The organism is Candidatus Poriferisocius sp., from assembly GCF_965219815.1.
Classification (GTDB): Bacteria; Actinomycetota; Acidimicrobiia; order Acidimicrobiales; family Bin134; genus Poriferisocius.
This window is the reverse complement of record NZ_OZ244791.1, coordinates 2,351,562-2,378,203: the sequence shown is the minus strand read 5'-3', so window position 1 is coordinate 2,378,203 and position 26,642 is coordinate 2,351,562. Positions and strand designations below refer to the sequence as shown.

At 63.1% G+C, this 26,642-nt stretch carries 28 protein-coding genes, 2 tRNA genes, 1 pseudogene and 1 other annotated feature; of the genes and pseudogenes, 11 read left to right on the top strand and 20 right to left on the bottom strand.

What is annotated here, in order from left to right:
* Positions 1-22: 22 nt before the first annotated feature.
* The 10 genes and pseudogenes from ACOQPI_RS11425 to ACOQPI_RS11380 all read right to left on the bottom strand — a co-directional run bounded on the left by ACOQPI_RS11425 (position 23) and on the right by ACOQPI_RS11380 (position 9,781).
* Entirely contained in the window at positions 23-919 is an 897-nt protein-coding gene (locus ACOQPI_RS11425) for an IS3 family transposase (RefSeq protein WP_420618059.1), read from the bottom strand.
* The gene (locus tag ACOQPI_RS11420) at positions 916-1,200 is read right to left on the bottom strand and encodes a transposase (protein ID WP_420618060.1); all 285 of its coding nucleotides are present in this window, start codon (positions 1,198-1,200) and stop codon (positions 916-918) included. Before ACOQPI_RS11420 ends, ACOQPI_RS11425 begins: the two co-directional genes overlap by 4 nt.
* Before the next feature lie 86 nt (positions 1,201-1,286).
* Positions 1,287-2,210 (bottom strand): annotated as a pseudogene (locus tag ACOQPI_RS11415) (PucR family transcriptional regulator); the annotation flags it as partial.
* Between the two features lie 626 nt (positions 2,211-2,836).
* On the bottom strand, positions 2,837-3,850 hold the full coding sequence (locus tag ACOQPI_RS11410; RefSeq protein ID WP_420619758.1) for a dipeptidase: 1,014 nt from the start codon (positions 3,848-3,850) through the stop codon (positions 2,837-2,839).
* A 59-nt stretch (positions 3,851-3,909) separates the two neighbouring features.
* Positions 3,910-5,478, bottom strand: coding sequence for a hydantoinase/oxoprolinase N-terminal domain-containing protein (locus ACOQPI_RS11405; protein ID WP_420619757.1), 1,569 nt, complete (start codon positions 5,476-5,478; stop codon positions 3,910-3,912).
* Positions 5,475-6,551 carry a DUF917 domain-containing protein gene (locus tag ACOQPI_RS11400; RefSeq protein ID WP_420619756.1) on the bottom strand — a complete coding sequence of 359 codons (1,077 nt, stop codon included), beginning with the start codon at positions 6,549-6,551 and terminating at the stop codon, positions 5,475-5,477. The genes ACOQPI_RS11405 and ACOQPI_RS11400 overlap by 4 nt, the downstream gene beginning before the upstream one ends.
* 7 nt (positions 6,552-6,558) lie before the next feature.
* Positions 6,559-6,894, bottom strand: coding sequence for an acyl-CoA dehydrogenase family protein (locus ACOQPI_RS11395; RefSeq protein WP_420619755.1), 336 nt, complete (start codon positions 6,892-6,894; stop codon positions 6,559-6,561).
* Between the two features lie 257 nt (positions 6,895-7,151).
* Positions 7,152-7,922: a hypothetical protein gene (locus ACOQPI_RS11390; protein WP_420619754.1), complete on the bottom strand. Its 771-nt coding sequence runs from the start codon at positions 7,920-7,922 to the stop codon at positions 7,152-7,154.
* Positions 7,923-8,074: 152 nt separating this feature from the next.
* The gene (locus tag ACOQPI_RS11385; RefSeq protein ID WP_420619753.1) at positions 8,075-9,289 is read right to left on the bottom strand and encodes a cation:proton antiporter; all 1,215 of its coding nucleotides are present in this window, start codon (positions 9,287-9,289) and stop codon (positions 8,075-8,077) included.
* A gap of 3 nt (positions 9,290-9,292) precedes the next feature.
* The gene (locus tag ACOQPI_RS11380; protein WP_420619752.1) at positions 9,293-9,781 is read right to left on the bottom strand and encodes a cation:proton antiporter regulatory subunit; all 489 of its coding nucleotides are present in this window, start codon (positions 9,779-9,781) and stop codon (positions 9,293-9,295) included.
* A gap of 263 nt (positions 9,782-10,044) precedes the next feature.
* Here ACOQPI_RS11380 and ACOQPI_RS11375 point away from each other — a divergent pair, with 263 nt between their 5' ends.
* A complete protein-coding gene (locus ACOQPI_RS11375; protein ID WP_420621030.1) occupies positions 10,045-10,332 on the top strand; it encodes a hypothetical protein in 288 nt (95 codons plus the stop codon).
* A 165-nt stretch (positions 10,333-10,497) separates the two neighbouring features.
* Entirely contained in the window at positions 10,498-11,370 is an 873-nt protein-coding gene (locus ACOQPI_RS11370; RefSeq protein WP_420619751.1) for a DUF6226 family protein, read from the top strand.
* A gap of 33 nt (positions 11,371-11,403) precedes the next feature.
* On the opposite strand, the gene ACOQPI_RS11365 is transcribed toward ACOQPI_RS11370, so the two are convergent.
* From ACOQPI_RS11365 to ACOQPI_RS11335, 7 genes are all read right to left on the bottom strand, one after another.
* Positions 11,404-12,015: an AAA family ATPase gene (locus ACOQPI_RS11365; protein WP_420619750.1), complete on the bottom strand. Its 612-nt coding sequence runs from the start codon at positions 12,013-12,015 to the stop codon at positions 11,404-11,406.
* Positions 12,016-12,054: 39 nt separating this feature from the next.
* Positions 12,055-12,435: a TA system antitoxin ParD family protein gene (locus ACOQPI_RS11360; RefSeq protein WP_420619749.1), complete on the bottom strand. Its 381-nt coding sequence runs from the start codon at positions 12,433-12,435 to the stop codon at positions 12,055-12,057.
* Positions 12,436-12,787: 352 nt separating this feature from the next.
* Positions 12,788-13,663 (bottom strand): endonuclease/exonuclease/phosphatase family protein, encoded by an 876-nt coding sequence (locus ACOQPI_RS11355; protein ID WP_420619748.1) that lies wholly within the window; start codon positions 13,661-13,663, stop codon positions 12,788-12,790.
* Between the two features lie 81 nt (positions 13,664-13,744).
* Positions 13,745-14,866, bottom strand: a complete 1,122-nt coding sequence (locus tag ACOQPI_RS11350) for a nuclease-related domain-containing protein (protein WP_420619747.1) — start codon at positions 14,864-14,866, stop codon at positions 13,745-13,747.
* A gap of 241 nt (positions 14,867-15,107) precedes the next feature.
* A complete protein-coding gene (locus ACOQPI_RS11345) occupies positions 15,108-15,332 on the bottom strand; it encodes a hypothetical protein (RefSeq protein ID WP_420619746.1) in 225 nt (74 codons plus the stop codon).
* Positions 15,333-15,369: 37 nt separating this feature from the next.
* A protein-coding gene (locus ACOQPI_RS11340) for an IS3 family transposase (RefSeq protein ID WP_420618439.1) occupies positions 15,370-16,613 on the bottom strand; the annotation gives its coding sequence in 2 pieces (ribosomal slippage) (positions 15,370-16,319 and positions 16,319-16,613; 1,245 coding nt in all).
* Positions 16,213-16,326: a sequence feature (AL1L pseudoknot), on the bottom strand. Its footprint overlaps the gene before it by 114 nt.
* Before the next feature lie 47 nt (positions 16,614-16,660).
* Positions 16,661-16,834, bottom strand: coding sequence for a hypothetical protein (locus ACOQPI_RS11335; RefSeq protein ID WP_420619745.1), 174 nt, complete (start codon positions 16,832-16,834; stop codon positions 16,661-16,663).
* Between the two features lie 374 nt (positions 16,835-17,208).
* Between ACOQPI_RS11335 and ACOQPI_RS11330 the strand changes: the two genes are divergently transcribed.
* From ACOQPI_RS11330 to ACOQPI_RS11310, 5 genes are all read left to right on the top strand, one after another.
* Complete coding sequence (locus ACOQPI_RS11330; RefSeq protein WP_420619744.1) at positions 17,209-17,760, top strand: VanZ family protein; 552 nt, start codon at positions 17,209-17,211, stop codon at positions 17,758-17,760.
* 229 nt (positions 17,761-17,989) lie between these two features.
* The gene (locus ACOQPI_RS11325; RefSeq protein ID WP_420619743.1) at positions 17,990-18,730 is read left to right on the top strand and encodes a GNAT family N-acetyltransferase; all 741 of its coding nucleotides are present in this window, start codon (positions 17,990-17,992) and stop codon (positions 18,728-18,730) included.
* Positions 18,731-18,747: 17 nt separating this feature from the next.
* Positions 18,748-19,983 (top strand): hypothetical protein, encoded by a 1,236-nt coding sequence (locus tag ACOQPI_RS11320; protein ID WP_420619742.1) that lies wholly within the window; start codon positions 18,748-18,750, stop codon positions 19,981-19,983.
* Complete coding sequence (locus ACOQPI_RS11315) at positions 19,976-20,428, top strand: ASCH domain-containing protein (RefSeq protein ID WP_420619741.1); 453 nt, start codon at positions 19,976-19,978, stop codon at positions 20,426-20,428. Before ACOQPI_RS11320 ends, ACOQPI_RS11315 begins: the two co-directional genes overlap by 8 nt.
* A gap of 223 nt (positions 20,429-20,651) precedes the next feature.
* Positions 20,652-22,022, top strand: a complete 1,371-nt coding sequence (locus tag ACOQPI_RS11310) for a stress response protein (protein ID WP_420619740.1) — start codon at positions 20,652-20,654, stop codon at positions 22,020-22,022.
* Positions 22,023-22,152: 130 nt separating this feature from the next.
* On the opposite strand, the gene ACOQPI_RS11305 is transcribed toward ACOQPI_RS11310, so the two are convergent.
* A tRNA-Cys gene (locus tag ACOQPI_RS11305) sits at positions 22,153-22,226 on the bottom strand.
* A gap of 81 nt (positions 22,227-22,307) precedes the next feature.
* Here ACOQPI_RS11305 and ACOQPI_RS11300 point away from each other — a divergent pair.
* Genes ACOQPI_RS11300 through ACOQPI_RS11285 form a run of 4 tightly spaced genes read left to right on the top strand, consistent with a single transcriptional unit; the run spans position 22,308 to position 25,881 of the window.
* Positions 22,308-23,003: an alpha/beta hydrolase gene (locus tag ACOQPI_RS11300; RefSeq protein ID WP_420619739.1), complete on the top strand. Its 696-nt coding sequence runs from the start codon at positions 22,308-22,310 to the stop codon at positions 23,001-23,003.
* Positions 23,004-23,006: 3 nt separating this feature from the next.
* Positions 23,007-23,957, top strand: coding sequence for a DUF7065 domain-containing protein (locus ACOQPI_RS11295; RefSeq protein WP_420619738.1), 951 nt, complete (start codon positions 23,007-23,009; stop codon positions 23,955-23,957).
* Between the two features lie 24 nt (positions 23,958-23,981).
* Complete coding sequence (locus ACOQPI_RS11290; protein ID WP_420619737.1) at positions 23,982-24,959, top strand: LLM class flavin-dependent oxidoreductase; 978 nt, start codon at positions 23,982-23,984, stop codon at positions 24,957-24,959.
* Positions 24,952-25,881, top strand: coding sequence for a hypothetical protein (locus ACOQPI_RS11285; RefSeq protein WP_420619736.1), 930 nt, complete (start codon positions 24,952-24,954; stop codon positions 25,879-25,881). Before ACOQPI_RS11290 ends, ACOQPI_RS11285 begins: the two co-directional genes overlap by 8 nt.
* Before the next feature lie 34 nt (positions 25,882-25,915).
* Here ACOQPI_RS11285 and ACOQPI_RS11280 read toward each other — a convergent pair.
* Both ACOQPI_RS11280 and ACOQPI_RS11275 read right to left on the bottom strand, forming a co-directional pair.
* Positions 25,916-25,988: transfer RNA gene (locus tag ACOQPI_RS11280), tRNA-Gly, on the bottom strand.
* Positions 25,989-26,037: 49 nt separating this feature from the next.
* Positions 26,038-26,640, bottom strand: coding sequence for a DUF4202 domain-containing protein (locus tag ACOQPI_RS11275; protein WP_420619735.1), 603 nt, complete (start codon positions 26,638-26,640; stop codon positions 26,038-26,040).
* Between the last annotated feature and the right edge of the window lie 2 nt (positions 26,641-26,642).

Genomic DNA, 26,642 nt, shown 5'->3' with positions numbered 1-26,642 from the left:
CTCGACTGTGTGAGCTTCCCCCCTAATCGTGGAGAGTTTGTTTTTGAGGGTCGGGGTTGTGGGCCTGTTCGTATTCTACGGGGCTGGTCATTCCGATTGCGGAGTGGAGGCGGTGCTGGTTGTACCAGGTGTGGACCCATAGGGTGATTTCTCGTCGGGCCCGGGCTCTGGTGGTCCAGGCTCGGCGTGAGATGAGCTCGTGTTGGAGGGTGGAGAAGAACGACTCGGCCGGCGCGTTGTCCAGCGCGTTGCCGGTTCTTCCGGTGGACCGTGAGATGCCGAGCCGCCGGCAGGCGGCGGCGAAGGCTTCTGAGGTGTATTGCGATCCCTTGTCCGAGTGGAAGATGACGCCTTTGACGTTGCCGCCTCTGGTGGCGACCGCGGTGTTGATGGCCTGTTTGGCCAGCTCGGCGGTCGGGTACCGGTCGGAGGTGGCGAAGCCGACCATGCGCCTGGAGTAGAGGTCCTCGACGGTCGCGAGGAACACCGGGCCCTCGGCGGTGGGAACCTGTTTGAAGTCGCCGCACCATTTCTGGTTGACCCCTGTCGCGCTGAAGTCGCGGCCCAGAAGGTCTGTGGGGGCCGCATGGGAGCTGTCGGGGCTGGTGAGGCCCTTTTTGCGTTTGGGGCGGGCGCACAGGCCCTGGCGGGCCATCGAGGCCTCCACCGTCTTCTTCGACACCGACAGGCCATCGCGTCGCAGCCGGGCGCGCACCCTGGGCGACCCGTAGGTGCCGTCCGATTCGTCGAACGCCTTTTTCACCTCGGCGTCCAGCGCCCGGCGACGCCGCTGCCGATCGGTCAGCGGCCGGTCGAGGTGCTTGTAGAACGTGGATTCCGCCACGCCCAGCGCTCTGCAAGCCACAGAGTGAGGCACACCGTGGTCGGTCCTTTGGGCCGCGATGAACCCTGCGGTCACCGCGTCGCCTCGTTGACCCAAAGGACCACGGATCGTTTGAGCACATCACGCTCCATCTCCAGCTCGGCGACCCGGCGGCGCAGCCGGGCCAGCTCGGCCCGCTCGTCGCCGCTCAGCCCGCCCGAGCGCTCGTCTCGGTCCCGGCGCACCCAATTCCCGAGCGTGCCCTCGTTGACGCCGAGCTCCCGGGCGACGTGGGCCACCGGCCGGCCGGTCTCCTTGACGATCCGGACAGCCCCATCACGGAACTCCCGGTCATAATCTCTTCGCGGTCTGGACATAGCTCCTCCTTATAGAGCATGTCTCCACGAAAAGGGGGGAACCTCATGTGGTCATTGCTGTCGAGTTTGTGCATGCGGACAACGAGTTGGAGGGCGAGGCGCTGTTCGGGGTCGAAGAGGTTTACCTCTAGTGTGCTGGCAACCCGGTCGATTCTGTTCATAACCGTGTTGCGGTGGACACCCAGCAGCGCGGCCGCGTTGGTGGCTGACGACTGGCAGTCCAAATACACCTCCAATGTGCGCAAGAGCGTGCCGTCGGCGTCGATGGCGCGGAGAGGCTCCAAGAAGGCGGCGGCCACCCGGCTGAAGTCGGCTGATCCGTACCAGCCCAGCATTATCCGCTGGATTCCGAGCTCGTCGATATGGCGGACCACCGCGCCGCGGGACGCTGCGCCTGCGCCGGCGAGGGCCGCGGCTTGCCGGGATTCTGCGAGGCTTGAGCGAAGGCCTGGAAGCCCCTGTGCCGGGCGCCCCACTCCCGCGTGCGCAGCGATGGTCTCAGGGCTGGCGATGAGCTCGTCGAGAGCGGCTCGCAATTGGCGCGCCATCTTCGGATAGCTCGTCACATCGGGCTCCTCAGGCAGGCAGACCCAGCCCGACCAGCCGTCTGTCCTTTCGATCAGCGGCCCTTCCAGGCCGGCCGAGTGCAGCAGTTCGGAGAAAGCGTCGGTGTTGACCAATACCCAGGCGGCGTCCACGTGCCCAGATAGCTGCACATGGAAGGCGCTGACCCAGCCGACGGCCGACCAGCCGAACGTGGCCATCTGCGCCAGGATCGTCTCGTCCGGGAGTTCCCCGCCGCCGACCACTTCGTTCAGAAGGGCCAGCCGGTGCCTGGCGTCGCGCTCGCCCGCCAGGCGATCCCGCACCAGATGGGCGCCCACCGCCCAGGAAGCCACGCCCAGCAGGTCGAGTCCGGATCCCAATACGGCCTCGTCGCCGTCAGAGATAATGCACACCAGCCAGAAGCGGGCCGGCTCTCCAGGCACGACGATCACCGGGCACACCATTCCGGGCTCGCCTCCGGCACCCGCTTGAGGGTGGATCACCGAGTGCTCGCCCAATACGTCGGGGTTCACCGCGTTTTCTGGGCCAGCCACCGCTGCCCCGCTGGCTTCGACCAGCGAGCAAGGCCGGCCCAAGACCCGGCCAACGAGCGCCAAAGTGTCATCCACAGTGGACATCCGGGCCATACCACGAAGCAGCTCTTTCATCATTGCCGCCTGATGCAGCGCGGGCTGTAGCAGCAGCTCTCGGGCTGCGGCGGCCATCGCCAATAAATCAGGAGCCTGCGATTCAACCAGCACGGTTTCGAACCGCTCGGCGAGGCGCCGGGTGGCCAGACCTGCCGGGGAGGGGGCGTTGACGACAACGAGACCCGCTCCCCCGCCGTCGCGTACTGCTCTCAACACGATGTCAAGGGCGTAGGAATTGGGTCGGAGCGCGCTGCCGTCCAAGACGACCAACTGGTCTGCCGACACCGGGATCGTCTCATCGCACCGGTCGGTGACCGAGACGTCGGACACTGCCCGGTTGACGCCTTGGCCACCGGCCACCACCTTGGTTTCGCCGAGCACGCCGGACGCTAGCAGTTGCTTCATGGTCAGGGATTTGGATGGGGCGGACACCGCCTCGATCATCTCACTGATTCGACAGCCCCGGCTGGCAGGGCCCGCGCCAGGAAGTCGATCCAGTTCTCCCCCGCCACCAGACAGGCCGTCTCGGCACCGAGCCTTGCTTCCAAGAGCTCAGTGAACGCCTTGAGGTCTGACGGGTCGCGCATGTTGTCGATAAGCGGCAGGTTCTCCGTATCCACTAGGCCGCCTCCCAGGATCGGGTCGATGATGCGCAACAGATCCTCCATGAAGTCGCAGCCCAGCCCTACCGACCCGGCTCCGGCGACTCCAACCGCGTGATCGATGTGCGTCACGAAGTCGCCGAGGCTGGGCTGTTCTGCGGCCAAAAACGCACCGAAGGAATTGATCCCAACCACCCCGCCTGATTCTGCGATGGCGCGCAGATGGGAGTCGGTGAGGTTGCGCGGGTGGGGGTGCAGGGCATGGCACGAAGAGTGGGTCGCCACGAACGGGCGGGAGGCGATCCGGCAGACGTGGTCGACTCCCGGGTCGGACAGATGGCTGACATCGACAATCATCCCGAGCCGTTCCATCTCCGCGACAGCGTCGACTCCCAGTGCAGTCAAGCCCCCGCCGGTGGCTGTTTCTCCCACGCCGTCGGCCATCATCGTGCGGCGGTTCCAGGTCAATGACATGCACCTCACCCCTAAGCGCCACAGAGTCTCCAAAACGCCGAGGCTGTGGCCAATGGGCTCTGAGCCCTCCACGGCTAGGACCAATGCGATCTTCTTGGCCGCCAACGCGTCGGCCAGCTGCCGCGACGTCTCAACTACCGCCACATCAGCGGAGTGGACCGAGGCGATGTGCCAGGCTTCTTCGAGCATGAGCAGGGCTCGCCGCAATGCGCCTTCGCCTAGGTGCTGGTCTTCGGTGAACACTGGCAGGAATTGAAGGGCGACGCCGCCGGCGCGCAGTCGGGGAAGCCAGAAATCGCCGAAGGGATCATCCATGCCCCGCTCTCGCTGGTACAGCACCGCGCACAAAAGATCGTTGTGGGCGTCGGCCACCCGCATCTGCCCGGCTACCTCTACCGGCCTGCCGCTCTCAATGCTGCCCGAGCCCAGGGGTGCACCTACTCAGCCAGCGGGCCGACCGCTTTGACCATGACCCGGCAACCGCCTCCGGGCACATACGTCATTGGGATCTCGGCCACGCTGGTGATCCGCACTCCCGCTTCCTCGGCACCGGCCCGAACGGCTGCGTCCTTGGCCTCTTCGCGGGCGCTCTCCAGACATGCCTCCCGGCTCGACGCGTCGTAGCTGTACACCTTGTCGACAGAGCCCGCTGCTTCGGCGATGGCCGCCCCAAAAGCGTTGGCCACCGAGTGGTGAGGGGGCCAGAGCACCTCGCTCACACCGGCAATTTGCTCAGGCACCAAATGGGCGCCTCCGCCCACGGCCATCAGCGGAAGGGGCGTGCTCGAGGCCTTCATCCTCTCGCACAGCACCGCGATCCGCCCGTCGACCCAGTCGATGGCAGCAGCAATGGTGGCCGGTTCGACGCCCTCGGTCAGAGACCGCTCCCCGAACCCCTCCATCCGCCCCGCCGCCAGCGAGATGTCCGAAAGAGTCAGGGTGTCGCCGCCCATGCAGATGGCATCGGTGATGACGTCATACCCCACCGAGTCCGGGCCCACCTTGATCTCCCCGTTCCCGCCCCGCGCCGAGTTGTGGACGACTGTTCCACCACCGAGCCCCATCGAGATCAGGTCAGGCATCCTGAAGTTGGTGCGGACGCCGCCGACCTCGACTGCGGCAGTGGAGACGCGGGGAAACCCGTCGACCAGGATCCCCACATCGGTGGAGGTGCCACCTACGTCGATAACCAGTGCGTCTGCGAGCCCGGCCAACGCGCACGCGCCCCGCATGGAATTGGTGGGGCCCGAGCCCACTGTGAGAACTGGGTACCGGTCAGCCTCATCGACCGTCATCAGGGTGCCGTCGTTTTGCGTCAGATAGCTGTCAACATCGAGACCAGCCTCCGCCATGGTGTTCCGGAACCCGTCTACCACCCGTTTGGCGACCGTCAATAGCGAGGCATTGAGGATCGTTGCGTTCTCGCGCTCCAAGAGGCCCAGCGATCCCACTGTGTGACTGAGCGAGATCGCAATGCCAGTTCCGCACTCTTCAGCCAGCAGCTCGGCGGCTCGCAGTTCGTGTTCTGTGGCGGCGGGGCTGAACGCGCACAACACCGCTATCGCGGCCACGCTTCCTGCGCACTGACCCCCGAAGCGCCGTACTGCGTCCTCATCAAGAGGGGCAATGGGCGAACCGTCGTACTCGAAACCGCCCTCGACGATTTTGCTGGGGCCAATCACGATCCGGCGCAGATCCTCAGGCCAAGCCGCGCTAGGACGCACCCCCAATGAAGACGGCGCCGCCAGCCGCAATACCCCCACTTTGTCGAGATCTCGTCGGCGGATGATGGCGTTGGCCGGATGGGTTGTGCCCAGCATCGCCTTGCCCAATGCCTCAGGAGCGTCCACCTGACCCATGACGGCGTCCACGGCAGCCTTGATGCCGCCAATCGGGTCAGGAGTAGTGGCGGCCTTGGCCTCTGCGATGACCGTCCCACCCGGTCCGACCACCACCGCGTCAGTGTTGGTGCCGCCCACATCCACGCCGATCCGCAGGTTCTTCATCGCCGACCCTTCCAGCCGTCCACATAGTCGATGTCATAACCAAAGGCACGAGGGCCCACCAGATCGAACATCCCGTCGCGGTGCCACTCTGGAGCACAGGGCATGGCCAGAACATCCAGTCGCTGGCCGAAAGCCAGCCCCTCCGTGGTGATCGGATCGGCCGACTCGTGGTCGAGCAGGCACAACAGATCAGGCACGGTCACCACCGCCTCACCGTCTTCGAATGCGATCAGATTCTCGTTCTGGATCTCCACCCGCAGCGTGCGAACCGAGTCGTCGAGATGCTCGAGCACCACCGTGCCCCGGGCGAAACCTTCGGTGGTGCGCCGGTCGATGTCGATCACCTTCCCGCTGAACACCAAAGCAGCCTCGGTGTAGGACAGCAGCTCATCCCAGGCCCCCGGCGCGCCTCTCTGTACCTGTGACAGGCGCTTTCCCACCTCGGTGCAATAGGTCATCGAGCCGTGGATGCCGCCTCGGCGGACATCGGCCACCGTCATGGGATAGCAGCTGATGGCGTTGGCCAGCCCTAGCTGCACCACCGCGGCGCGAGCCAAGGACTCAGCGATCTGGTTGGTGTTGGCCTCGAACACGCACATGTTGCCCTTCTCATCGGCGATCGACATGGGCGCGGCCTTCAACCCATGGAGCGTGAAAACCGTCATCTCGATCTGCGGGAACGCTCGACGCATACCGTCCGCATCAACGATCGGGATCCCCATCTCCACCGCGGTGGCAATCGGGACCAATGTGTTCACCCCACCCACTTCGATCGGCATCAAAGCCACCGGGTCTGAGCCCAGATAGGCGGCAAGGGCCCCGATGCCTGACCGGAACTCAGTGCCAGCCGGGATCTTTTCCAAAATCACCGTGGGTGCCCCGATGATGGCGGTAGTCATGATGAGACCGTCGTCGGGTAGCTCGTCAACGGTCACCACCTGGGCCGGCCCGTAATCCTCGATGGCCTGCTTGACCAGGAGCTTTCCTACATAGGGGTCGCCGCCGCCGCCGGTGCCCAACAGCGTCGCTCCCATCGCCAGGTCATCAATGTCGTCGATCGTGAGTTCTCTCAATGGGCACCTAGCTTCTTGGACCAGAAGAGGATTCGGGCGCGGGAGAATATACGAAGCTCGGTCGCCAAGATCGATGGGCACCTAGCTGCAAACAAATGAGGGAAGTAAGCAGTCTGCCCTGATGCCTAAACCTCGAGACGATGATGAAGTCGGCCCCCGCCCCTCCGTACTTCTCGGGAAACACCAGTCCGAACAAGCCCAGATCGCCCATCGCCGTGACCGTCTCAGAGGGGAAAACACGGTCTCGGTCCCACCGAGCAGCGTGAGGGGCGATCTCACGATCGGCGAAGTCGCGCACCATGTCGCGAAACGCCTCTTGCTCATCCGTGAATAACCAGGTCATAAGCGCTGTGTTCGGGATGCATTTCCCAGCCCGAGCCCCACGACGAAAATCTCCCGCGTCCGGTTTCCTGGATTTTGCTGGTGAAGGAAGTCGCGAACTCGGTTCACGAACCTATCTGCCCTCGGGCATTTTCAGTATGGGCGACTTGACCTGAAAGGAGCGTCTCACTGTCCTATGCGCCCAACCTCGCGTCGCTTCGAAACCGGCATCTTCAGCAGATGAGCTGGCAACAGCACGACTACATCTTGCTGGCAAATTTACGTCAAACCCACTTCGATCCAGAGCCGGCAGTGATCACTGCTGCCCCACTGTTCGCGAGAGTTCATGGCCTGCACGGTGATTTCCTCGTGGAAGCCGCGCGACGCGAACACGTAGTCGAGTTGGTTCTCAGCAGTCTCCGGGGACTTGCGGGCTGTGTGATAGGTGGGGACGTTCTTGGTGTTCGGCTCCAGGCCATGGGGTGTGGGGCTTGCCTGCCTTCCATCGGGATACTGGGGACCCAGGAACTCCAGACCGAGTGCGGCCATTCTGTCGAACACTGTGCCGTCCCGAGCTGCCAGCGCCAGCCGGTTGTCTTTGATAGCGCCATAGAACATGTTCAGATCACCCGCGGCCAGAATGCGGTGCGTGCTCGGGTCGGTGCTGCCAATGAACGCCGACAAGTCCGAGAGAATCCTGTGCGCTGATCCGTCAGAATGCCCGACGCCCCACTTCGTGTCGGTTAACGAGTGCGGCATTACCCAGCGCGCGTACATGGAAACGACGATGAACGGCTCCACATCCTGGGGGTTGACCCGGGCAGCAGCAATTGTGCTCACGTCGCTGACCGGAATCTCGTCTGCCTCGGGTCTCATCATCGGACTGACTGGCTTGAACCACTCGACCTCAACCCGATCTGGCAGCTTCACCATCATCGGCCATCGGTCGTATAGATGGTCAGGACGATTGACGCTGTCGATTTCCACCTTGTCAGCGACTTCCTCAGGCATCAGACCTGCCTCTTGCAGCAGGGCAACGTCTGCGTCCATCGTCACCAGTTCGCGCCACGGCTCATGACGTTTCGCGATGTTCCAGCAGACAACTCTTGTCGACAACCCGACCCCCGGAGTTTGAAGCCCTCAAGAGGGTAGTTCGTCAGTCGCTTTCCCCCGACTAGGCGGTACGACTGGCGAGCTGGCCTTCAGCGGCGCCTGCGGACTCCCTGCACTAGGCGAGATGTGCGCTGCCACCGGGAACGGTGGTGCCTGGTTGGGACGCGGAGGGTCAAGGAGTCGGAGAACTGGTAGAACACGGCGCCGACGAGGGTGAGGATGATGACGTAGGTGGCTGCGAGCGCGCCGAGGTCGCTCTCGCGGGTGATGCCGAGCTCGGCGATGACGATGGAGAACTCTCCGTGGGCGATGAGGGCGGCCCCGGTGCGAACCCGGCCGGGTTTGCCGATACTGGCTCGACCCGCTGCGATCCAGCCGGTGGCGAACTTGGTGGCGATGGTGACGGCGGCGATGACGGCCGCGGCCACGGCGACATCGGGGACGAGGTTTAGGTCGACTTGCAGGCCGAAGAACACGAAGAAGACCGCGGCGAAGAGGTTGCGGAGCGGCAACAGCAGCCCGCGGGCATGCGAGACGATGTCGCCCGACAGTGCGACGCCCACCACGAAGGCGCCCACCGCCGTTGACAGGTTGAGGCGCCCGGCGATGCCGGCGAATAGCAGCGTTCCGCCGAGCAGGGTCAACAAAAGCGCCTCGCTGGATTGGCTCAATGCCATGGCGCTCAGCCGGTCGCCGAAAAAGTAGGCGGCCGCGAGCACCGCAATGACCACCAGCAATGAGACGATGACGGTGATGGTGGTGCTGAGCAGAGAGCCGCCGAAGAGCACGCCCGACACGATGGGCAAGTAGATCACCATGGCGAGGTCTTCGATGACGAGCACGCTCAAAATCACCGACGTCTCGTGGTTGCCGATGCGGTCGAGGTCGGCGACGAGCTTCGCCACGATGCCCGACGACGAGATGTAGGTCACGCCGCCGAGCAAAACGGCGACGATCGGATCGAAACCGAGAATCAGTCCGGCTATGAACCCGGGCGGGAAGTTCAGGGCGATGTCGACGATTCCGGCCAGCGTCGATCGCCTCACGTTGTCGATCAGCTCGTGGGCGGAGAACTCGAGCCCCAGCATCAGCAGCATCAAAATGACGCCGATCTCGGCGCCCACCTCGATGAACTCTTCCGACGCCGGCAACTCGACGAGACCGCCATCGCCGAGGGCCAGTCCCACCATCAGATACAGCGGAAGCGCGGGCAGGCCGACCCTTCGAGCCAGGCGGGCGACGATCGCCAAGACCAGGACCACCGCCCCGAGCTCGATCACAAACAGATCGCCGCCCGTGTGCATGGGCTAGCCCGATTCGTTCAGCAGATTGGTGGCCGCCTTCACCGCGGCCGGAACGCCGACCACCACTGCCGTGCCGCCGGGTTCGAGGCGGTCGGCGCCGCCCGGGATGGGGATTGAACCCGAGTCGGTGACGAGCGCGACGACGCCCGCGCCGGTCTTCGCCCTCAGCTCGGCCTCGGCCAGGGTGAGCCCGGCCAGAGACGATTTCGGGTCGATCGTGATCCACGAGATCACAAGGTCCTCCAGGCGGTGCACGGCGTCATCCAGATGCTCCAGCACCGGATTGCCGCCCAGCAGCTCCCCGAGGGTGTGCCCCTCGTCCTCGGTCAAAACGACGCTCTCGCAGGCCCGGTCAACGTCCCGCTCGTCATAGACCACCAGATCGCGCCGACCGGTCTGATGAACCACCACGCCGACACAGCGGCCCGCGTTCGTTTCCAGTTCGAAGCGCACCCCCACACCGGGCAAATCAGTCTCAGTCGCCTTCCCCACCGAACTCTCCTCCCAGTCGTGGACAACCCCGCAGCAACAGCAATCTTGACAGAACAGCGCCGCCAAAGTGGCCGATCAGCTCACGGTGGCCATCAACGCCTCACTGTCACACGCTCGCTGTAGGGTGACCTTCACTATCGGCCAGTAGCGGCCCCACCCGACCCGGTGTCAATGTTTGTTGACATCAACCCGATGGACCGTTACCTTGAATTGGCCGCTATCGCACCAAGCGCCCGCAAACACGGCACCAGAGTGTGGAACTGATGAGCAGTCGAGAAGAACGGTGGGCAGAGAAGCTGGCTGCCTTTGAGAAATGGGCAGAGGAGGTCGACCCCGCTGATCTGGAGATCATTGACTCCTCATCGCTGAAACTGGTGGGAAGGCTCGCCGACCAACGCGACGAAACCGCGAAAGAACTGGCACAAGCAGTTGCCTCCGCACGAAAGGACGGCTGGTCTTGGGCGATGATCGGCTTCATGCTCGGCGTCACCCGCCAAGCAGCCCAGCAGAGGTACGGAGCTCACGTCGCTGAACTGGCACAATCGCAATAGACCACCATCTTCGCGGCCAGCGCCGGCAGCAAGACCAACGGCTCCTGAGGCGTCAGCCGTTGAGGTGGCCAACGTCTCGACGCAGCCTCCGCTCAATTCGGGTAGCGCGATTGGCCGGTTTGAAATCGCTGTGGGCGCTGATGCGGGTGGGGTCATGATGGTGCAGTGCGTTCTGTGGAGGACTTAGTAGCCGCGGTGGATGCCGCGTTTGGCGAGACGGGACTCGGGCTGGACGGGTGGCCGGACCCCCACCCTGATCGCATGCCTCTACATGAGGAGTATTCACGGGTTACGAACCCGCAACGCTGGAAGATCTTGGCCGCCCGGGCCGAGGTCTGGTTTGCGGCTTTGGCCGGCGCGGGCATAGCCGAGATAGAAGAATCCTCCGCGACTTGGCGGGAGCAGCCGAGGATCCCTGTGTACCACACCTTCCGAGCCGTACCCCTGGCCCCGGGCGCAATCCCGCTCGTAGTCGCTTGGAACCGCATGGAAGAGGTCGACTGGCCTGCCGTCGTGTTAGGTGCTGGCGACCCCGCCGAAGTTCTGACCATTGTCCCCGACTGCGCGTGCGACGCCTGCGACAGCGGGTCTCAGGACGCCCTCGACGAACTCGACGAATACGTGCTCAGCGTGGTGACCGGCGACTACCGCAAACTCCGACAAGGCAGGAGGGAGATCACCGTCTACTCGAAGGAGCATATGGGCTGGTCGGGCTTCGAAAGACGGCGGATGAAACTCTGGAAATTGCTACCAGGTCGGTTTGTAGGAGTCCCGTCTGCGGCCACCCCGGAGATGGTCTCCTCCGGCTACTACACCACCAAGCCAAGCGGCTTTCAGAGGAAGCCCAAATGGCTCCGAGCCCTTATCAGAGCCGTCGTCAAAAAGTTGGTCAACGACGGTAGCAGCCCAAAGAAACTCCGCCGCAAAAGGAGTCGCCGCAAGAAGGTTGTCAAGAAGGTGGAAAAAGCCCTGGCGAACCCAAGAAGATGGCACCAGATCCACGGATCACCCTGGATAGGCAGCGACAACCAGCAATGACAATTCTGTGACGGGTACGCGGCCCAAGTGGCCTCAGCCGTTGCGGCCGTCCAACATCTCGACGCCGCCTCCGAGGGATGCCAGTTCGGGCGGCGCCCAGTCCGGCCAGACGAGGATGCCTACCGGCACACCCCGGTCGAACTCGGCCACCAGCCTGAACGGATTGCGGGCCGACGTGTTGTCGTAGAAGAAGGCTTCGTCGCACATACCCGCCGCTTCCGCCACAAGTCCCCACAGACGCCGGTATCGGTCCCGGATCTTCTCCTCTGGAACGCTGTGCCCGCCGGAGCGGACACGGGTACGGACGCGGGAGACAGCGAGGTTCTCTGGCACCATCACGGCATGCATGCCCACGGTGTAACCGGAGTCCAAGGCGGCGCGGACAAATTCGACTTTGGACGGGTGGGAGAACACTGTCTCAGCGATGAACGACTGTCCGGTTGAGATCATCTCGGAACGCCGGTCTGCGGCCACAGCGGCAGCCTGGTAGGAACGGGACTCTTCTTCGCCGGGCCACCGCTCGGCGGCAATCAAGTCGGCATTCACAAACTCCAGGCGAGACTCAGCAGCGAACCGCCCAGCGAACAGGGTCTTCCCGGCGCCGTTCGGCCCGACCACCAAGATCAGCGTCCGGGCACCGCCCACTTGTTCAGCCCGCCGCAGCAGACAACCCGGCCAAAACGATCAGCTTCCGGGGGCTGCTGTCTGGCCAGCGGGCTCGTGAATGACGGCTTCGCCGCTCTCATCCAGCTCGGCGTAGGGGAGGCCTTTGGCCACGAACTCGGCCTCCAGATCGAGAGTTTCGCGCCACTGCTTCATCTGCTCGGCCCACGAGGCCCGCACGATCGCCTGAGCGCGGGGATCGTCGAGGTCGTCATAGTGAGCTTCTCCGTTGAGGACGTCGGCGATCTCGCGGTGGGGAATCTCGCGCGACCTCTCTATCTCGCGTCCGATCCGCGCCCAGTGAGAAACTTGCTGGGCGGCGCTGCGGTCCATTGCCGGCGCCGCCGCCTTGGCAGAAGCGTAAACGCCGTCGTCGATGCGGATGGGATTGCTCAATGCCATGCCAAGTCCTCCTAGTCCAATCGTAGCAGACAGCTACAAGAATCCTAACCGGAGGCTCAAACCTTCAACCCATAATTCACCGTGGCAGAGCCTTGTGTATGGCCGCAGACGATCAGCAGTCACGTAGACCTGCTTGCTCCCCGGGGTGCAAGCAGCGTTCCGCAATCAGGGCAGTTGGCCGGCTGCCCTTTTCGTAGCGCCATTATGACGCGCTCTGGAAATGGGCCGCTACGACCACATCGCCTGCATTTCAAGGCCCGCTGTTTCTTGTGTTCTCTTAGGGCTCCCGCTCCGATGAGAACGACAACAGCCGCTACGACAAGCCAGACAATCGTGTCAGCCGCCATCTCAACTACGCCTCCACTTCTATCCACAGTCGGCAGTGGTCGCTGCTGCCCCACTCCTCGGGGGAATTCATGGCTCTGACGGTAACTTGCTCATGGAAACCGCGGGAGGCGAACACATAGTCCAGTTGCTTGTAGGCGGTTTCTGGGGACTTGCCGACATCGAAATAGGTGGGCACGTTCAGGGTATCCGGCGGCAAACCATGGGGAGTCGGGTTCGCCTGCACCCCTGCTGGATGTTGGGGGCCTATGAACTCCAGACCGAGCGCATCCATCCGATCGTAAACAGTCCGCTCCCGTGCTGGGAGCGCCAGGTGGTTGTCGTCTGTGGCCCCGTAGATCATGTTGAGGTCGCCAGCAGCCAAGATGCGGTGCGTGCTGGGGTCAATGTCTCCGATGAAAGCCGAAAGGTCTGAAATGATCCGGTGAGCCGAGGCATCCGAATAGCCAATCTTCCATCTGGAGTTGGTCGACGAGTGGGGCCGCAGCCAGCGTGCGTACATCGACACTGCGATGAACGATTGTCCGTCTTCGGGAACGACGCGGGCAGCGGCGATTGTGCCGATGCCGCTGACGGCGACCTCGTCTGCTTCTGGCTCGCCGATTGCACTGACCTGCTTGAACCACTCAACTTCTACCCGATCTGACAGCTTCACCACCAGCGGCCAGCGGTCATAGAGGCGATCCCAGCGACCCGAGTACCAATCCGAGTTCCAAACATGCGAATCCCAATGCTCCCTGCTGCCGGTATCGATCTTGGCCGCGGCGTCTTCTGGTACTGGACCAGCTTCTTGCAAAAGGGCCACATCAGCGCCCATCGACAACAGTTCGTCCCACGGCGCTGGTCTTCTTGCGATGTTCCAACAGACAACCCTCGTCGTCACACCAACCTCCAAACTCAAGGAAAGACCAAGGAAATCACAGGCGGCAATCCCTAGCCCAGTGTCCGAGTCGCACGCAGTTGCTCAGACTTCAGTCCAAATGGTCTCGGAATTTCCGCATGCTTTGCAGTCGCGGAAGTACGTTGCCTTGTCCTTGCGGACTCGCACTTCACTGTCTCGCCCTCTTTTGGCTCCGCAAGCCGAGCACACCGCTGGCATCGTGGTGTTCTTCTGGCACGCGCCGCATTTCCAGTAGTACCCAAATTTCCCCGATAGGGCTGTGAGGTCTTGGGAGCCGCAGTGCTTGCAGGCCGCGTCCTGGGAGTGTTCGGCACCGACAGACTTGTTGGGGGGCAATTTGCGGTCTTGTGTGGGAGGTGTCCTTTGGGGCCGAGTTGGCTTGGTTCCAGGTCGGCCCACATGGCGAGCAGCGAGAAACTCGGCCACCCTTCTAGGTTCCCCCGCCTCCATGCTCCACACGCCGTAGTCTTTGCCCGCGTACTTGCGGTGGGCCTTCAGCTCTTGACTGATCTTGTCGGGAACGAGATCAGCTTTGGCTACAAACACCCGAAACGGCTCGCGAGGCTCCTTCCAGCCACCGATCTTCTTGATCTTCCCCCTATCGGATACAGCAACTATCAACTGGATCGGTGCATTCTTGAAGCCGCGCTGATCCGTACCATGTACGACCTTTGCGATGGTGCGAAGCCCCAAAGAGTGCTTGCCAAGCATTTCTTCTCTGTGTCGTTGCAGAAACTCCCTCAGGAAATCTGCTTGCCTTTGCGCCTGTCGGATCGGGGAGGGCATTCCCGTTTCTTTCTTCCGGTACACGCGGGTCCACTCATCTCCTCCTGAGCCGTCAGACCTGACCCGCACCTCCTCTATGACCGACTTGCTTTCGATGATGAACAGCCCCCAGCGATGGACGACAAGATGGTCGATCTGGCACACCCCCGCGGACCCGTCATGTTCCGGTTGTTCCCGATCTTCGATCCGTAGGTCGTGCAGCACGAAGACCTCCTCGTCGTCTCTGAAGTCTCGATGCATATAGTGCGCCATCTGCCTTTCGGCATCGGCACCTGCTCGCTGACGAGGGTCCTTGTGGTTCGCCCCCTGCTCGTATGGCTTTACGATCAACTTGAAGTCCCTATCGAATGCGACGGCCGTTAAATCCCCCAAGATCTGGCAGCGAAAATATTCCGGCAAAGAACTTCGTACCAAAGTGCTCCGTTAACCAGGTAGCCCCCACACGGGCTTTCCACAGAACGAAGTCCCCCTGTTCCGCGGCATCATCTCCCATTAAGCCTGCGTGAAGACTGGGGAGGTCAAGATCGGCTTCTGCGAATGACCGCTCAGTTGATGGTGAATTACCGGTCGGCGTTGAACAAGTGATGCGCGAAGCAATGCGACTCAACCGGTAGGTGCCAAGACCGACCAATGGAAGGAGCTAGGAGTTTCGCCCGCCCTCGTCCGCAGGAGGATCCTCACCTGCCGTGTCGGTATCGCGGATGGCGTCGAGCAACTCCCGGTGGCGCAGCGCATCGACTTCCGACTTGAGCTGCAATCGGCGGAACAACCGGAACGGAATCAGCAAAACGCCCCAGACCACGTACCACAACAACACCCCAATCCATGTCACAGAAATCACCAGCACCACCACCACAGGGGCCACCGGCACAGCCCAACGTCGCTTTGAACCTCCCCGGGTTTTATGCAGGCTGTTTTGTTTGTGTGTCGGCCTGGCGGCCTGGGTTTTGTTGACGATAGTGGTTGGCCTCGTGCTCGGCCGGCGGGATGCGGCCGATGCTGTGGTGCAGGCGGCGGCAGTTGAACCAGTCGACCCATTCCAGGGTGGCGAGCTCGAGGTCGTCGAGGCCGCGCCAGGGGCCTTTGTTGCGGACTAGCTCGGTCTTGTAGAGGCCGATGATCGTTTCGGCCAGGGCGTTGTCGTATGAGTCGCCGCGCGATCCGACGGAGGCGACGATGTCGTTTTCGGCGAGCCGCTCGGTGTAGCGGATGGAAAGGTATTGGGTGCCGCGGTCGGAGTGGTGGACCAGGCCGCCGAGATCGGCGCCGACGCGGTTGCGCTCCCAGATGGCTTGCTCGAGGGCGTGCAGCGCCAAATCTGAGCGCAAAGAGCGCGATGCGTGCCAGCCGACGATGCGCCGGCTGTAGGCGTCGGTGACGAACGACGCGTAGACGAACCCCGACCAGGTCCGCACATAGGTCAAGTCCGCGACCCACAGCCGGTTCGGGGCGGTGGCGCTGAACCGGCGCTCGACGAGGTCCCGGGGCCGCGCCGCGGTGTCGTCGGCGACTGTCGTGCGCCGCGGGCGGCCCCGTACCGCGCCGGCAAGTTCCAGGTCGCGCATGAGCCGCTCGACAGTGCAGCGCGCCACCCGATGGCCCTCGCGGTTGAGCTGCGCCCACACCTTCGGCGCCCCGTAGACCCCGAAGTTCTCGGCGTGGATCCGGGCGATCTCGACCTTGAGCTCATCGTCGCGCCTGGCCCTGGCCGACGGCGCCCGCCGCTTCGCCGACCAATACGTCGACGGGGCGAACTGCAAAGCCCTGCAGATCGGCTCGACCCCGAAACGCTCCCGATGGGCGTCGACGAAGTTCACCATCACCTGCGCGGGCGGTCGAGCTCCGCCGCGAAAAAAGCCGACGCCGATTTCAAGATCTCGTTCGCCCGGCGCAACTCCCAGTTCTCCCGCTCCAGCTCCTTGAGCCGCTCGCGCTCATCGGTCGAAAGACCCGGCCGCCGGCCCTCGTCGACCTCCCAGCGGCGCACCCAGCGGCGCACCGTCTCCGCCGTGGGCCCCAGCTTCTCGGCGACCGACAAAATCGCCTCCCACTGCGAACCGCCCCGACGCTCGGCCTCAAAGACCATACGCACCGCACGCTCGCGGAACTCCACCGGGTACCTCCCCGGCCCCCTTCGCACTGTCATGGCTCCATCCTCCCAAGGAACAGAGCCTGCGCAATACCCGGGGAGGTTCACTTGGGCATTCCCTCGTAAACGGCCGGGATGATGCGTTTAGCCGAACCCGCAAAACTCAACGGGGATTCAATGATGACCTGCTCGGAGGGAAGGCGATCCTGGCTGCCCATGCCTTCAGGGTAGAGAATCAATGCCAGCACACCCTCCATTGGAGGGGTGTTCGCCACCATTTATGATCTGGTCATTTGAAGATGACTTCCGGGGACTCCACCCAAGAATAAGGGGGCTACTCCACCTAAGGCAGGGAGCGTAGCTGGCAGCGAAGGCGTCTGTGCTGTGGTTTGGGGGCGCCAAGGGCTGTGATCTGGGAAAATGGCCTTGGTTTGAGGGTTATTGGTCCTGAAACCTGCTCGGGCCACTGAAGATTGTTCGCACTGGTCGTTGCCCAAGAGCGAAAGGATGTCCTCCACTACCTTCAGGTTGTCGAGCGAAATTCTCGAAATCTTCGGCTCGGCCTTTGCCTCAAACTCGCGTCAACGCCGATCGAGATGTGCGATGCCTATGGCTCTCGACCGTTGCTGTCTTTGCTGCATAGGCTCCTGCGGTGCGTCCCTTCACCTCGATCCGCGAGCGACGCCTATGGCTCTCGACGTTGGCTGTCGTCGTCGCGATCTACGCCACTCTCGGCCTTACCGGCCGCCTGGCCAGCACCCTGCGAGAAGCAGGACTGATGTCCGCATTCTTCGCAATCGGCATGATGCTGACCGGAGTGGCCATCGTCGTCCAAGGGCTGCGATCCCGACCTGGAAGTGCTGAAATCGCTGTCGCTCTGGGAGTCGCGACGGTCTATTTCATGGTGTTCGTTCGCATGGGCAGCCACGAAGAACGCACCCATCTGATCGAGTACGGCATAGTTGCACTGCTCATCCATGCGGCCCTCAATGAGCGCGCGATACGGAGTCCGCACATGCCCGCCCCCGCGGCCCTCGCTGTCACAATTGCGAGCTTCCTCGGAGCGCTCGACGAACTCATCCAAGCATTGCTGCCCACTCGGGTCTTTGACCCTCGCGACATTCTCTTCAATACTCTGGCGGCCATCTTGGCGGTGAGCGCAATCAAGGCCCTCCGGTGGGCAAGACAACACGCCGGCAGGTGAGGTTCAGCAAACGGTTTGAGTCTTGCGACCAGTGGACCCTGGAGCGCTGGACAGGAATTGAACCCGTGAATCATGGCTTTGCAGGCCGCTCCCTTAGTCCGCTCGGGCACCGACGCAGGTGTGGCTGGCACAAGACCGAGGCCGTCCCAAATTGTCACTCCCCCTCCGTACAATCGGAGAGGTTTGTCCAGCAAGTTGCCTGCACACAGAACAATGGAGGGCACCAAGCATGATCGAGGCAGTCAGTCCTGGTTCGCCGCATTACCAGCGGGTCATCGAACTTGGAAATGCCAACAGCGCGACCTTGGGCTTCTTGCCCTACGCAGCAATTCGTCAGGCCGCAGATGAAGGGAGGGTGCTCGCGTTCGTCGAAGACGGTGAAGTCAAGGGGTATGCACTCTATGGGAAGAGGGTCAGAACAGGAGACATCTCTCTTACTCATCTCTGCGTTGACAAAGATCAACGAGGACAGGGGATCGCACGCGAGCTAGTTGAAGGCATCGTCGAGCGCAACCCCCACCGGGCGGGAATTCGCTTGTCGTGCCGCAAGGACTATGACGCGAACGAAATGTGGCCCGAACTTGGGTTTACGCGCTGGGGAGAGAAGCCTGGTCGGAGCCGTGCTGGACACCCCCTCGTGACGTGGTTGAGGCCAATCGCTGCTCAATCCCTATTTGAGGGGCACAACCATGAAGATGCCCGGCTCTTGGTTGCCATCGATACCAACATTTTGTTGGACATCTTGGAGCAGCGCGACTTCCCTGCTTCGAAGGCGCTCACTGCGGACTGGGTCGAGGAAGTCGCAGAGTTGGCGGTAACGACGCAGAGCCGCTCAGAACTCTCAGACCGGGGTTCAAGAAGCGAAGGCTTCGAATCCTCACTAGACGGGTTTCGGACCCTGGAACCATCCCCCGAGGCGTGGCACGCGAAATTGGAGTCGCTCCGCAAGCACCGTTTACGGCTCAGGTAGGGGCAAGCGATCTTCAGGTGGTCGCACAGGCAGCGACTTGCGATGCCGCGTACCTAGTGACGCGAGACGAGAACCTTCTCAAACAAGGGAAGCACATTGAAAAAACCACCGGCTTAACCCTGGTAGGCCCAGACGACTTCCTAGTGCGTCTCCAAGCCTCCGGAGGTGAACACAGCCATCAGACTCAAGCAATCGCCGCTTCGGGCATGTCCGTGGCGACCGTCTCAAAGATGCCAACAAATGCCGAACTATCCGTGTATTGCCATCATCACGTCAGCGAGCGTCCGTCCGACATAAGGCAGCGCCTCGGCAAGGCCACCGCCCACGAGGGACGTATCGAGCAAATCGTGACGGAAGCGGGAGAGCCTGTGGCGCTAGGAGCGATGTACCGCGATCATTCCCGCGTGACAGTGACGGTGCTCCGTAGTGCCACGGGGCAGCATTCGTATTCGGCGGCGCGGCAGATGATCCATCACCTGCGAACTGTCGTCGCGATGGACGGGCCGGCGGCCATATTCATAGAGGACCAGACTCATCCATCTGTCGAGCAAGCTCTGAAGGATGAGGGCTTCAGATCAGAGGGGTCATCCTGGGAGGCGGTCATCGAGACCAGCGTCTTTGCACCCGGCGATGCGCTTCCCCAGGAGTTGAGCAAAATCGGTTGGGACAGGCTGGACGCGAACCTGATCCGAGAATATGAGCGGTACGCGTGGCCCTCGAAGGTGTTCAGCGGAACCGTCACTTCATATTTCGTCCCGATAAAGCCAGAGTACGCCCGCGTCCTCCTAGGGTATGAGGAGCCCCAGGCCCGGCTGTTCGAGATGCATCCTCTAGCAGCCGCTGCCCGTGAAAACACCTACTACATGGCACCTCGACAATCCGTTGAGGCGCCCGCAAGGATCATCTGGTGGGTCTCAGGCGGAGGGGCTTTCGGGGGCGTGAAGGCTATATCGTGGCTGGACGCCTTCGACACCGACGGTCCGCGCCGCCTCCACCGCAAGTATCGCGATCGCGGGGTGCTCGACGAGCGGCAGGTTCTAGACAGCGCCAAGCCGTCTGGAAAGGACGGCCACCCCACCGCAACCGCTTTGCTCTTCAGCCAGACGGAGATTTTCCATGAGCCAATACCGATAAGCAGAGCACGAGATTTGTGCCCCGCCATGAACACAGACGGTTACTTCATAACGACCCGACAAATCGATGAAGCTAGTGTCCAGGCATTCTACGAGGAAGGGTTGAGACGAGATGACTGAGGAAATGGCAGAACTCGATCAAGACCGGATGATTGTCCTGTCTCTCAAGCCGAGATTCGCTGAAGCCATCCTCGCCGGCACAAAGACGGTTGAACTGCGCCGCACGACACCCAAGATCGAAGTTCCGACGCGGGCCCTGTTGTACGCGAGCACACCGGTGCGAGCACTGCTCGGCACATGCATAATCACCAGCGTCACCTCGGCACGCCTCACAGACTTGTGGCACGAGTACGGCTCAAGAGCCGATCTGCCCTTCCACGAATTCAAGCGCTACTTTGAGGGTGTGGAGGTGGGCACGGCGTTAACGCTGGACGAGCAGCGACCTCTGTCCAGGAGAGTGCCTCTCCAAGATCTGCGGGCAAAGCCAAGGGGCTTCCGACCTCCCCAGAGTTTCTCCTACGTCGACAGCAAGACCGGCGACCGGCTTCTGCGAATGGCCGCCTAGTTAACGGTGAACTTCCGATCAGCATTGAATAGATACCGTCGTTCGGCAGCGATCCCGCGCTGAACCAACTGGTGCGTCTCGACGACTACAGCATCCAGACTGCTGTTTGAACTGGACTACGACCCGGCCGTTAAGGGTTGCCTGGACTGTGGTTGGTATTAGATGTGTAGGGTGGCCGGGGTTTGCGCCTCCAGCGCAGGCTGGATTGAAAGCGAGGTGGGCTGTGGCTGAAACCGAGTTTGAACGGGCGCGATTGATTCCAGTGGCTGGGATCAAAGGGGCAAAAGAGGCTGAGGACCGGGCGACTTCAGCGTTGCTGTCAGTGATGAGTGTGGTCCCGTCACTCAGCCGAGCGCTGCTGGTCCCCCTGGGGTGCACGTCTGCAAAGAAGGCGAAGATTTCCACGTTCGTCAAGCCCGGCTATCGGACAGGCGACGGCCGCCTCGTCATTCCCGACGGGCTCATCCGGGTGGAGGTAGGCCAAAGAACCGGGTTTGAGGCCCTTGTAGAGGTTAAGACTGGGATGAACAAGCTCAGCGCAGACCAATTGAACGAATACCTGGAAGTAGCCCGAGGAGAGGGCATCGACTGCGTCATCACCATTTCGAATGAAATCGCGCCATCTCCTGGGGTACACCCCACTGACGGGCTGAAAGTGAGGTCCAATTCAAGGACTCAAGTCCATCATCTGTCGTGGTCGCTGATTTTGGCTGAGGCAGTCAAGGAGCACTCGCATCGCGGAGTTGACGACCCAGAGCAGGCTTGGATCGTCGATGAGCTCATTCGCTATTTGACCCATGAGAAATCAGGGGTGGTGGACTTTTCGGACATGGGCGATAACTGGAATGCCGTCCTCGAAGCAGCGACCGACGGCAGCCTGTCGCGCCGAAGTCCCGAAGCAGCCGAGATCTGCCAACGGTGGGACCAGCTGCTGAGATTCGCCACATTGAAGTTGGGAGCTGAAATCGGCGCCGACGTCACCGAGGTCATCCCACGGGCCCACCGCCAGAACCCACAGGCACGCAATAAGGAATTCGTAGCTTCGCTGTGCTCAGAGGGCTCACTGTCCGGTGTTCTGCGTGTCCCAGATGGAGCCGCGGACCTGTCTGTTTCGGTCGACCTCAAGGCCCGCAAAATCACGGTTAGCACCCAGCTAGCGGCCCCCGACGACCGGACACCGAGGGCCGCCGTAGTCTGGCTCGTCAAGCAAATGAAAGATGCGCCTAACACCGTCCTTATTGACGTCTACCAGAAATCTGGGCGCATCCCCGTCACTTCGTCCTTGGAGCTACTGCGAGAAGACCCCAAGACCGGTCTGCCCGAATCGAAGCAACCACCGAACAAGTTCCTCGTACGCCAGCAAACAAAAATGGGCACAGGCCGTCGCTCTACCCGCAAGAAGGGTTTCATCGACTCGGTCGTTGACGCGGTGATCGATTTCTACGCCAACGTGTTCCAAGACCTTCAGGCATTCGTCCCGCGCGCCCCCTCACTGGAGCGCCACAACAAGACAGAAATGAGGACGAGCAGCACAAGCGGCCAGAATGAACCGGTTGGAGCTCTCAGCGTCAGGCAAGAATCTTCCCCAGGTTGACTTTGTCCACGAGGCAGTTTGCCGAAAGCAACCTCACACACCGCCCCCAAAGTCCCGCGCAACCGCCCAAAGACCCCCAGTCAGGTCTAGCCGGGCAACCGATGCCAGCAAACTAGCCATGACCCGATTGAGCGCCGGACGGGATTTGAACCCGTGAATCATGGCTTTGCAGGCCACTCCCTTAGTCCGCTCGGGCACCGACGCAGGTGTGGCCGCCGGAGCGGCCAGCGCTGACAGTGTATGGGATCGGGCTGAGCATTCCACATGGCGTTTAGGGTGTCGGCCATGAGCGATGGTGGCGTCCGGTCTCCTTTGGAGTTGCTGGATGTGATGGGGATCGTGGAGGCGGAGGCGAGCGCGGGGTTCCGCCACCTGGAGGTGTACTGCCCGGACGGGCTGTTGACGCTGCTGTGGCATGGGCCTCGGGACGCAACCGATGTGGTGATCACGCTGGGTGGGGCCATTGGGGGGTTGCTGGGGCCGGCTCGGGCGCTGTATCTGCGACTGGGCGAGAACCTGGCAGACGAGGGCATCGCGGTGATGCGGGTTCACTACCGGCGGCCGGGGATCATCGAGCGCTGTTTGCTGGATGCGGCTGCGGCGGCTGATTTGGCGGCTCGGGAGCATGGCCGGCGGTTCATCTTCATGGGGCACTCGTTCGGGGGCGCGGTGGCGGTGCAGGCCGGCGTCGCCCTGGGGGAGCACACGGCGGGGGTGGTGGGACTGGCCACCCAGTCGGCGGGGTGCGAGAACGCGGCGGCATTGGGGGGCACTCCCCTACTGTTGATGCACGGCGGGCAGGATCAGATTCTGCCGGTCCAGGCCAGCGAGGCGGTTCGGGCCCTGGCGGGGGGCGGCGAGATGGTTGTGTATCCCGAGGCCGACCACGGGCTGGCCTCGGTGGCTGATGAGATCGCCACTACGCTCGCCGAGTGGATTCCGGCCCGGTTCGCCGAGCATGCCAAAAGACAAGGGAGTTGATTCGTGGGAGCAGCTGAAGATGCCCTGATCGGGCCAGAGGACGACAACTTCCACCCGCCGTCGAACCACCCGTGGGAGACCGAGACGTGCTGGTACGCCTTCTGCGTGCCCGAGCGCAATCTGATGGGCTACCTCTACACCTGGATCCGCCCCAACCTGGGCATCGCGGGGGGCGGCACGCTGGTGTGGGACGACACCGCATACCTGCCGTGGGAGGTGCCGTTCTTCGACTACAACCACAGCATCCCGCTGCCAGAGGGCCTCGACCTTCGCGACGCCACCCTGCCCACCGGGATGAGGGTGAAGGTGATCGAGCCACTCACCAGCTACGAGCTGGGCTACCGCTACCCCTACGGCGATATGTTCGAGGCCGAGCTCCGCTTCGACGCCCTCACCCCGCCCCACGTGTTCACCCGGGGTGAGCCCCCGTTCACCATCGCCAGCCACATCGACCAGCCCGGCCGGGTCACCGGGCGCATCCGCCTCCACGGCACCGACATCGACGTGGACTGCTGCGCCATGCGGGACCGGTCGTGGGGCCCCCGCTCCGATCTCCAGGGCTTCCGCATCGGATACGCCTTCGCCACAACGTCTTCCCAGAGCGCCTTTCTGTGCTACTCGCTGCCCAAGCCCGACAGCGACCCCATCAACGCCGGCTACTACCTGCGCGACGGCGTGAGGGCCGACATAGTGAGCGGCGAGCGCCGGGTGGAGCGAGACCCCGACCACGGCTACGCCACCGCCTTCGAGATCGAGGCGGTCGACGAGCTGGGCCGGGAGCTGCGGGCCACCGGCACACCGGTGAGCCGCATCATCTTCAACCCCTATCCCAAGATGCTCACCTGGGTGAGCACCACCGCCTGGGACTTCGACGGCGGCACCGGCTGGGGCGAAGACCAAGACTGCTGGCGCCCCGACCAGTGGTCCGCCTACCGCCGCAGTCTTCGCCAATAGACCGGCGCCAGTAGGGTCTGCGCCATGTTCACCTGCCGATTCGAGCTGCGAGTCCCCCCGTTCGCCTACGTGACCCATGCGCAGTTGCACCGCGAGTACCTGGACATGGTCTCGTGGTGCGACGACAACGGCATCGCCACCGTGATCGTCTCCGAGCACCATGGGGCAGACGACGGGTTCATGGCCTCTCCGCTGGTGCTGGCCAGCGCGGCATTGGCCCGCACCGACAACATCATGGTGGCCATCTCGGCCCTGCTGCTGCCGTTCCACGACCCCATCCGCATCGCCGAGGACATCGCGGCCATCGACCTGATGGCGCCGGGGCGCCTTTCGGTCACCATGGGGGTGGCCTACCGGGAATTCGAGTTCGACATGTTCGGCAAAGACCGTACCCGTCGGGGCCGCGACACCGAGGAGGCCATCGAGCTGATCCTGCGGTGCTGGACCGGCGAACCGTTCGAGCACGAGGGTCGCACCATCTGGGTCACCCCCAAGCCGGTCACCGAGCCCCACCCGGTGCTGATGGTGGGCGGGTCGGTGAAGGCATCGGCTCTACGAGCTGCCCGGCTGGGCCTGCCCTTCTCCCCCTCCACCCCCGACCAGTCGCTGGCCGACCTCTACTACGAAGAAGCGGCCCGGCTGGGCTACGAGACCCCGTTCGCCATCGTGCCCGATGGCCCGTCGATGGTGATGGTGACCGAGGACCCGGAGCGCACCTGGGCGGCCATCGAGCGCCACGCCCTGTACGACGCCGGGCTGTACAACAGCTGGCAGTACGACGACCACCACAACCTCACCGCGGTGGACGCCGACGATGTGGCCGGGCTGGCGGCCAGCGGCCAATGGGACGTATTGACTCCCGAGGAGTGCGCCCAACTCGTGCGGGACAAAGGCAGCGCCATGCTGCACCCCTTGGTGGGTGGCATCGACCCGGCCATCGGCTGGGAGAGCCTGGAGCTGACCAAGAACCGGGTCATGCCGCTTCTGGCTGCCGATGGCTGAGTCTGGCGAGCGGCTGCTGAGCCAAGAGGAACTGGCCAAGCTCGGCCAGCCGCCCCGGGCTGAGCTAGTTGAAGCGCTGGTAGAGAACCCTGAGGCCGCGGTCGAGGTGTTCCGGCGCATAGACCGGGCCTATCGCAACTTCATCGACGGGTTCGGGGCATGGATAGCCAAAACCCAGCGCTTTGTGGCCGACCGCTATGGAGCAGACGGCTTGGCAATGATTGGCTCATCCGACGACGCCTACCGCTCGGCACTGTTGCACGGGCTGACTGACGAAGATGTCACCGGCCGCCACAAGACGGACCGGGCCGACCGCATCGCCGGTCTCATCGAATCAGCCGATCACGAAGCCGCACTGGCTGACTTTGACGCCCTAGAGGCCAGCTACCGCCGTATCCACGATGTGGAGCGCGACCGGGTGGCGTCGGTGCTGTCGCAGGTGTACCGGGCCTGGGGGCCCGACGTGCTGGAGGAGAGCATCCGCTTCGCCGGCGAGCAGACGCTGCTGGGATGGATGCCCCACGATGTGGCCCGGCCGGCCGAGGTGCGAGTACGGCAGTGGGCCGGCATGCAGAAGGGCAACTTCGCCGACATCACCGTGACCGAGACCGACGATGCCTTCGTGATCACCGTTCATCTGTGCGGCACCTGCGGCCGGCAAGTGTCCGACGGCTGCTACGGAGACACGCTGGACTTGGCGGTGGTAGCCGAGGACCACCCCCTCACCTTCGGCCAGGGCCCTGCTCCCATCTACCGCACCCATGTGTCGGTAATGCACTTCTGGGTGCCGATGGAGCGCACTGGGGTGCCGTGGCCGGTGATCCAATGCCCGACAGGAATGGACGCGGGTCCCTGCCGGATCACGCTGTACAAAGACCCGGCGGCCACGCCGCCAGTGGCCTACGAGTTCGCGACGCGTTGACCAGCGCAAAGGGCGGGGTCAATCAGCAACCGGGAGCGGATGACCGGGCTCGAACCGGCGACCTACACCTTGGCAAGGTGTCGCTCTCCCAACTGAGCTACATCCGCAGGACGGCCCAGCATAGCAAGCCGCCGTTGGGAGGCTCACAGCAATAGATCAGCTGCCAGCCGCCTCCAGAAGGGCTGCGGCACGCGGACCCAACTCCAAGTCTTGGGCGACGCGGCGAGCGGCGGGGCTCATTTTTGCCAGAGTCTTGGCCAGCACTTCGGTCATGTGGTCGTCGCCCAGCTTGTCGGCCAACTCATCGAACTGGGTTTCCAGAAAGACAAGACAGAGGGCGTCCTCGTGGGTCTGCACTCGGGGGTCGGTGCCCAGGCTCTTCTTGGTGACAATGGCCGACACATCGGCGGCAAAGTCGGCGTCGTAGCCCGCCGCGATCACGATGTCGGCCACCTCGGCGGCATGGCGCTTGCCCTGCGCGGCCCGCCATCGCAGGTAGCCAGCCCGCCCCTCGGGATAGTCGGTGCGGGGAAGCGCCCAGCGCCGCAGGTGATGGGCCCGGGCCGCCACCTGCTGGGCATCGTCGGCATCGGGATCGAGGCGCTGTACCCACTCGGTCATCATCTCTGCGTGGGCCTGCTCCTTGGGCCGGACCGCGCCGCCCGCCACGATGGTGTGGGGATCGTCGGCGTTGGCTGCGTCGACAGCCGCCAACGCGGCGCTGAGCCGCGAGCTCGGAGATGTGGCGTCAGTGCCCACGG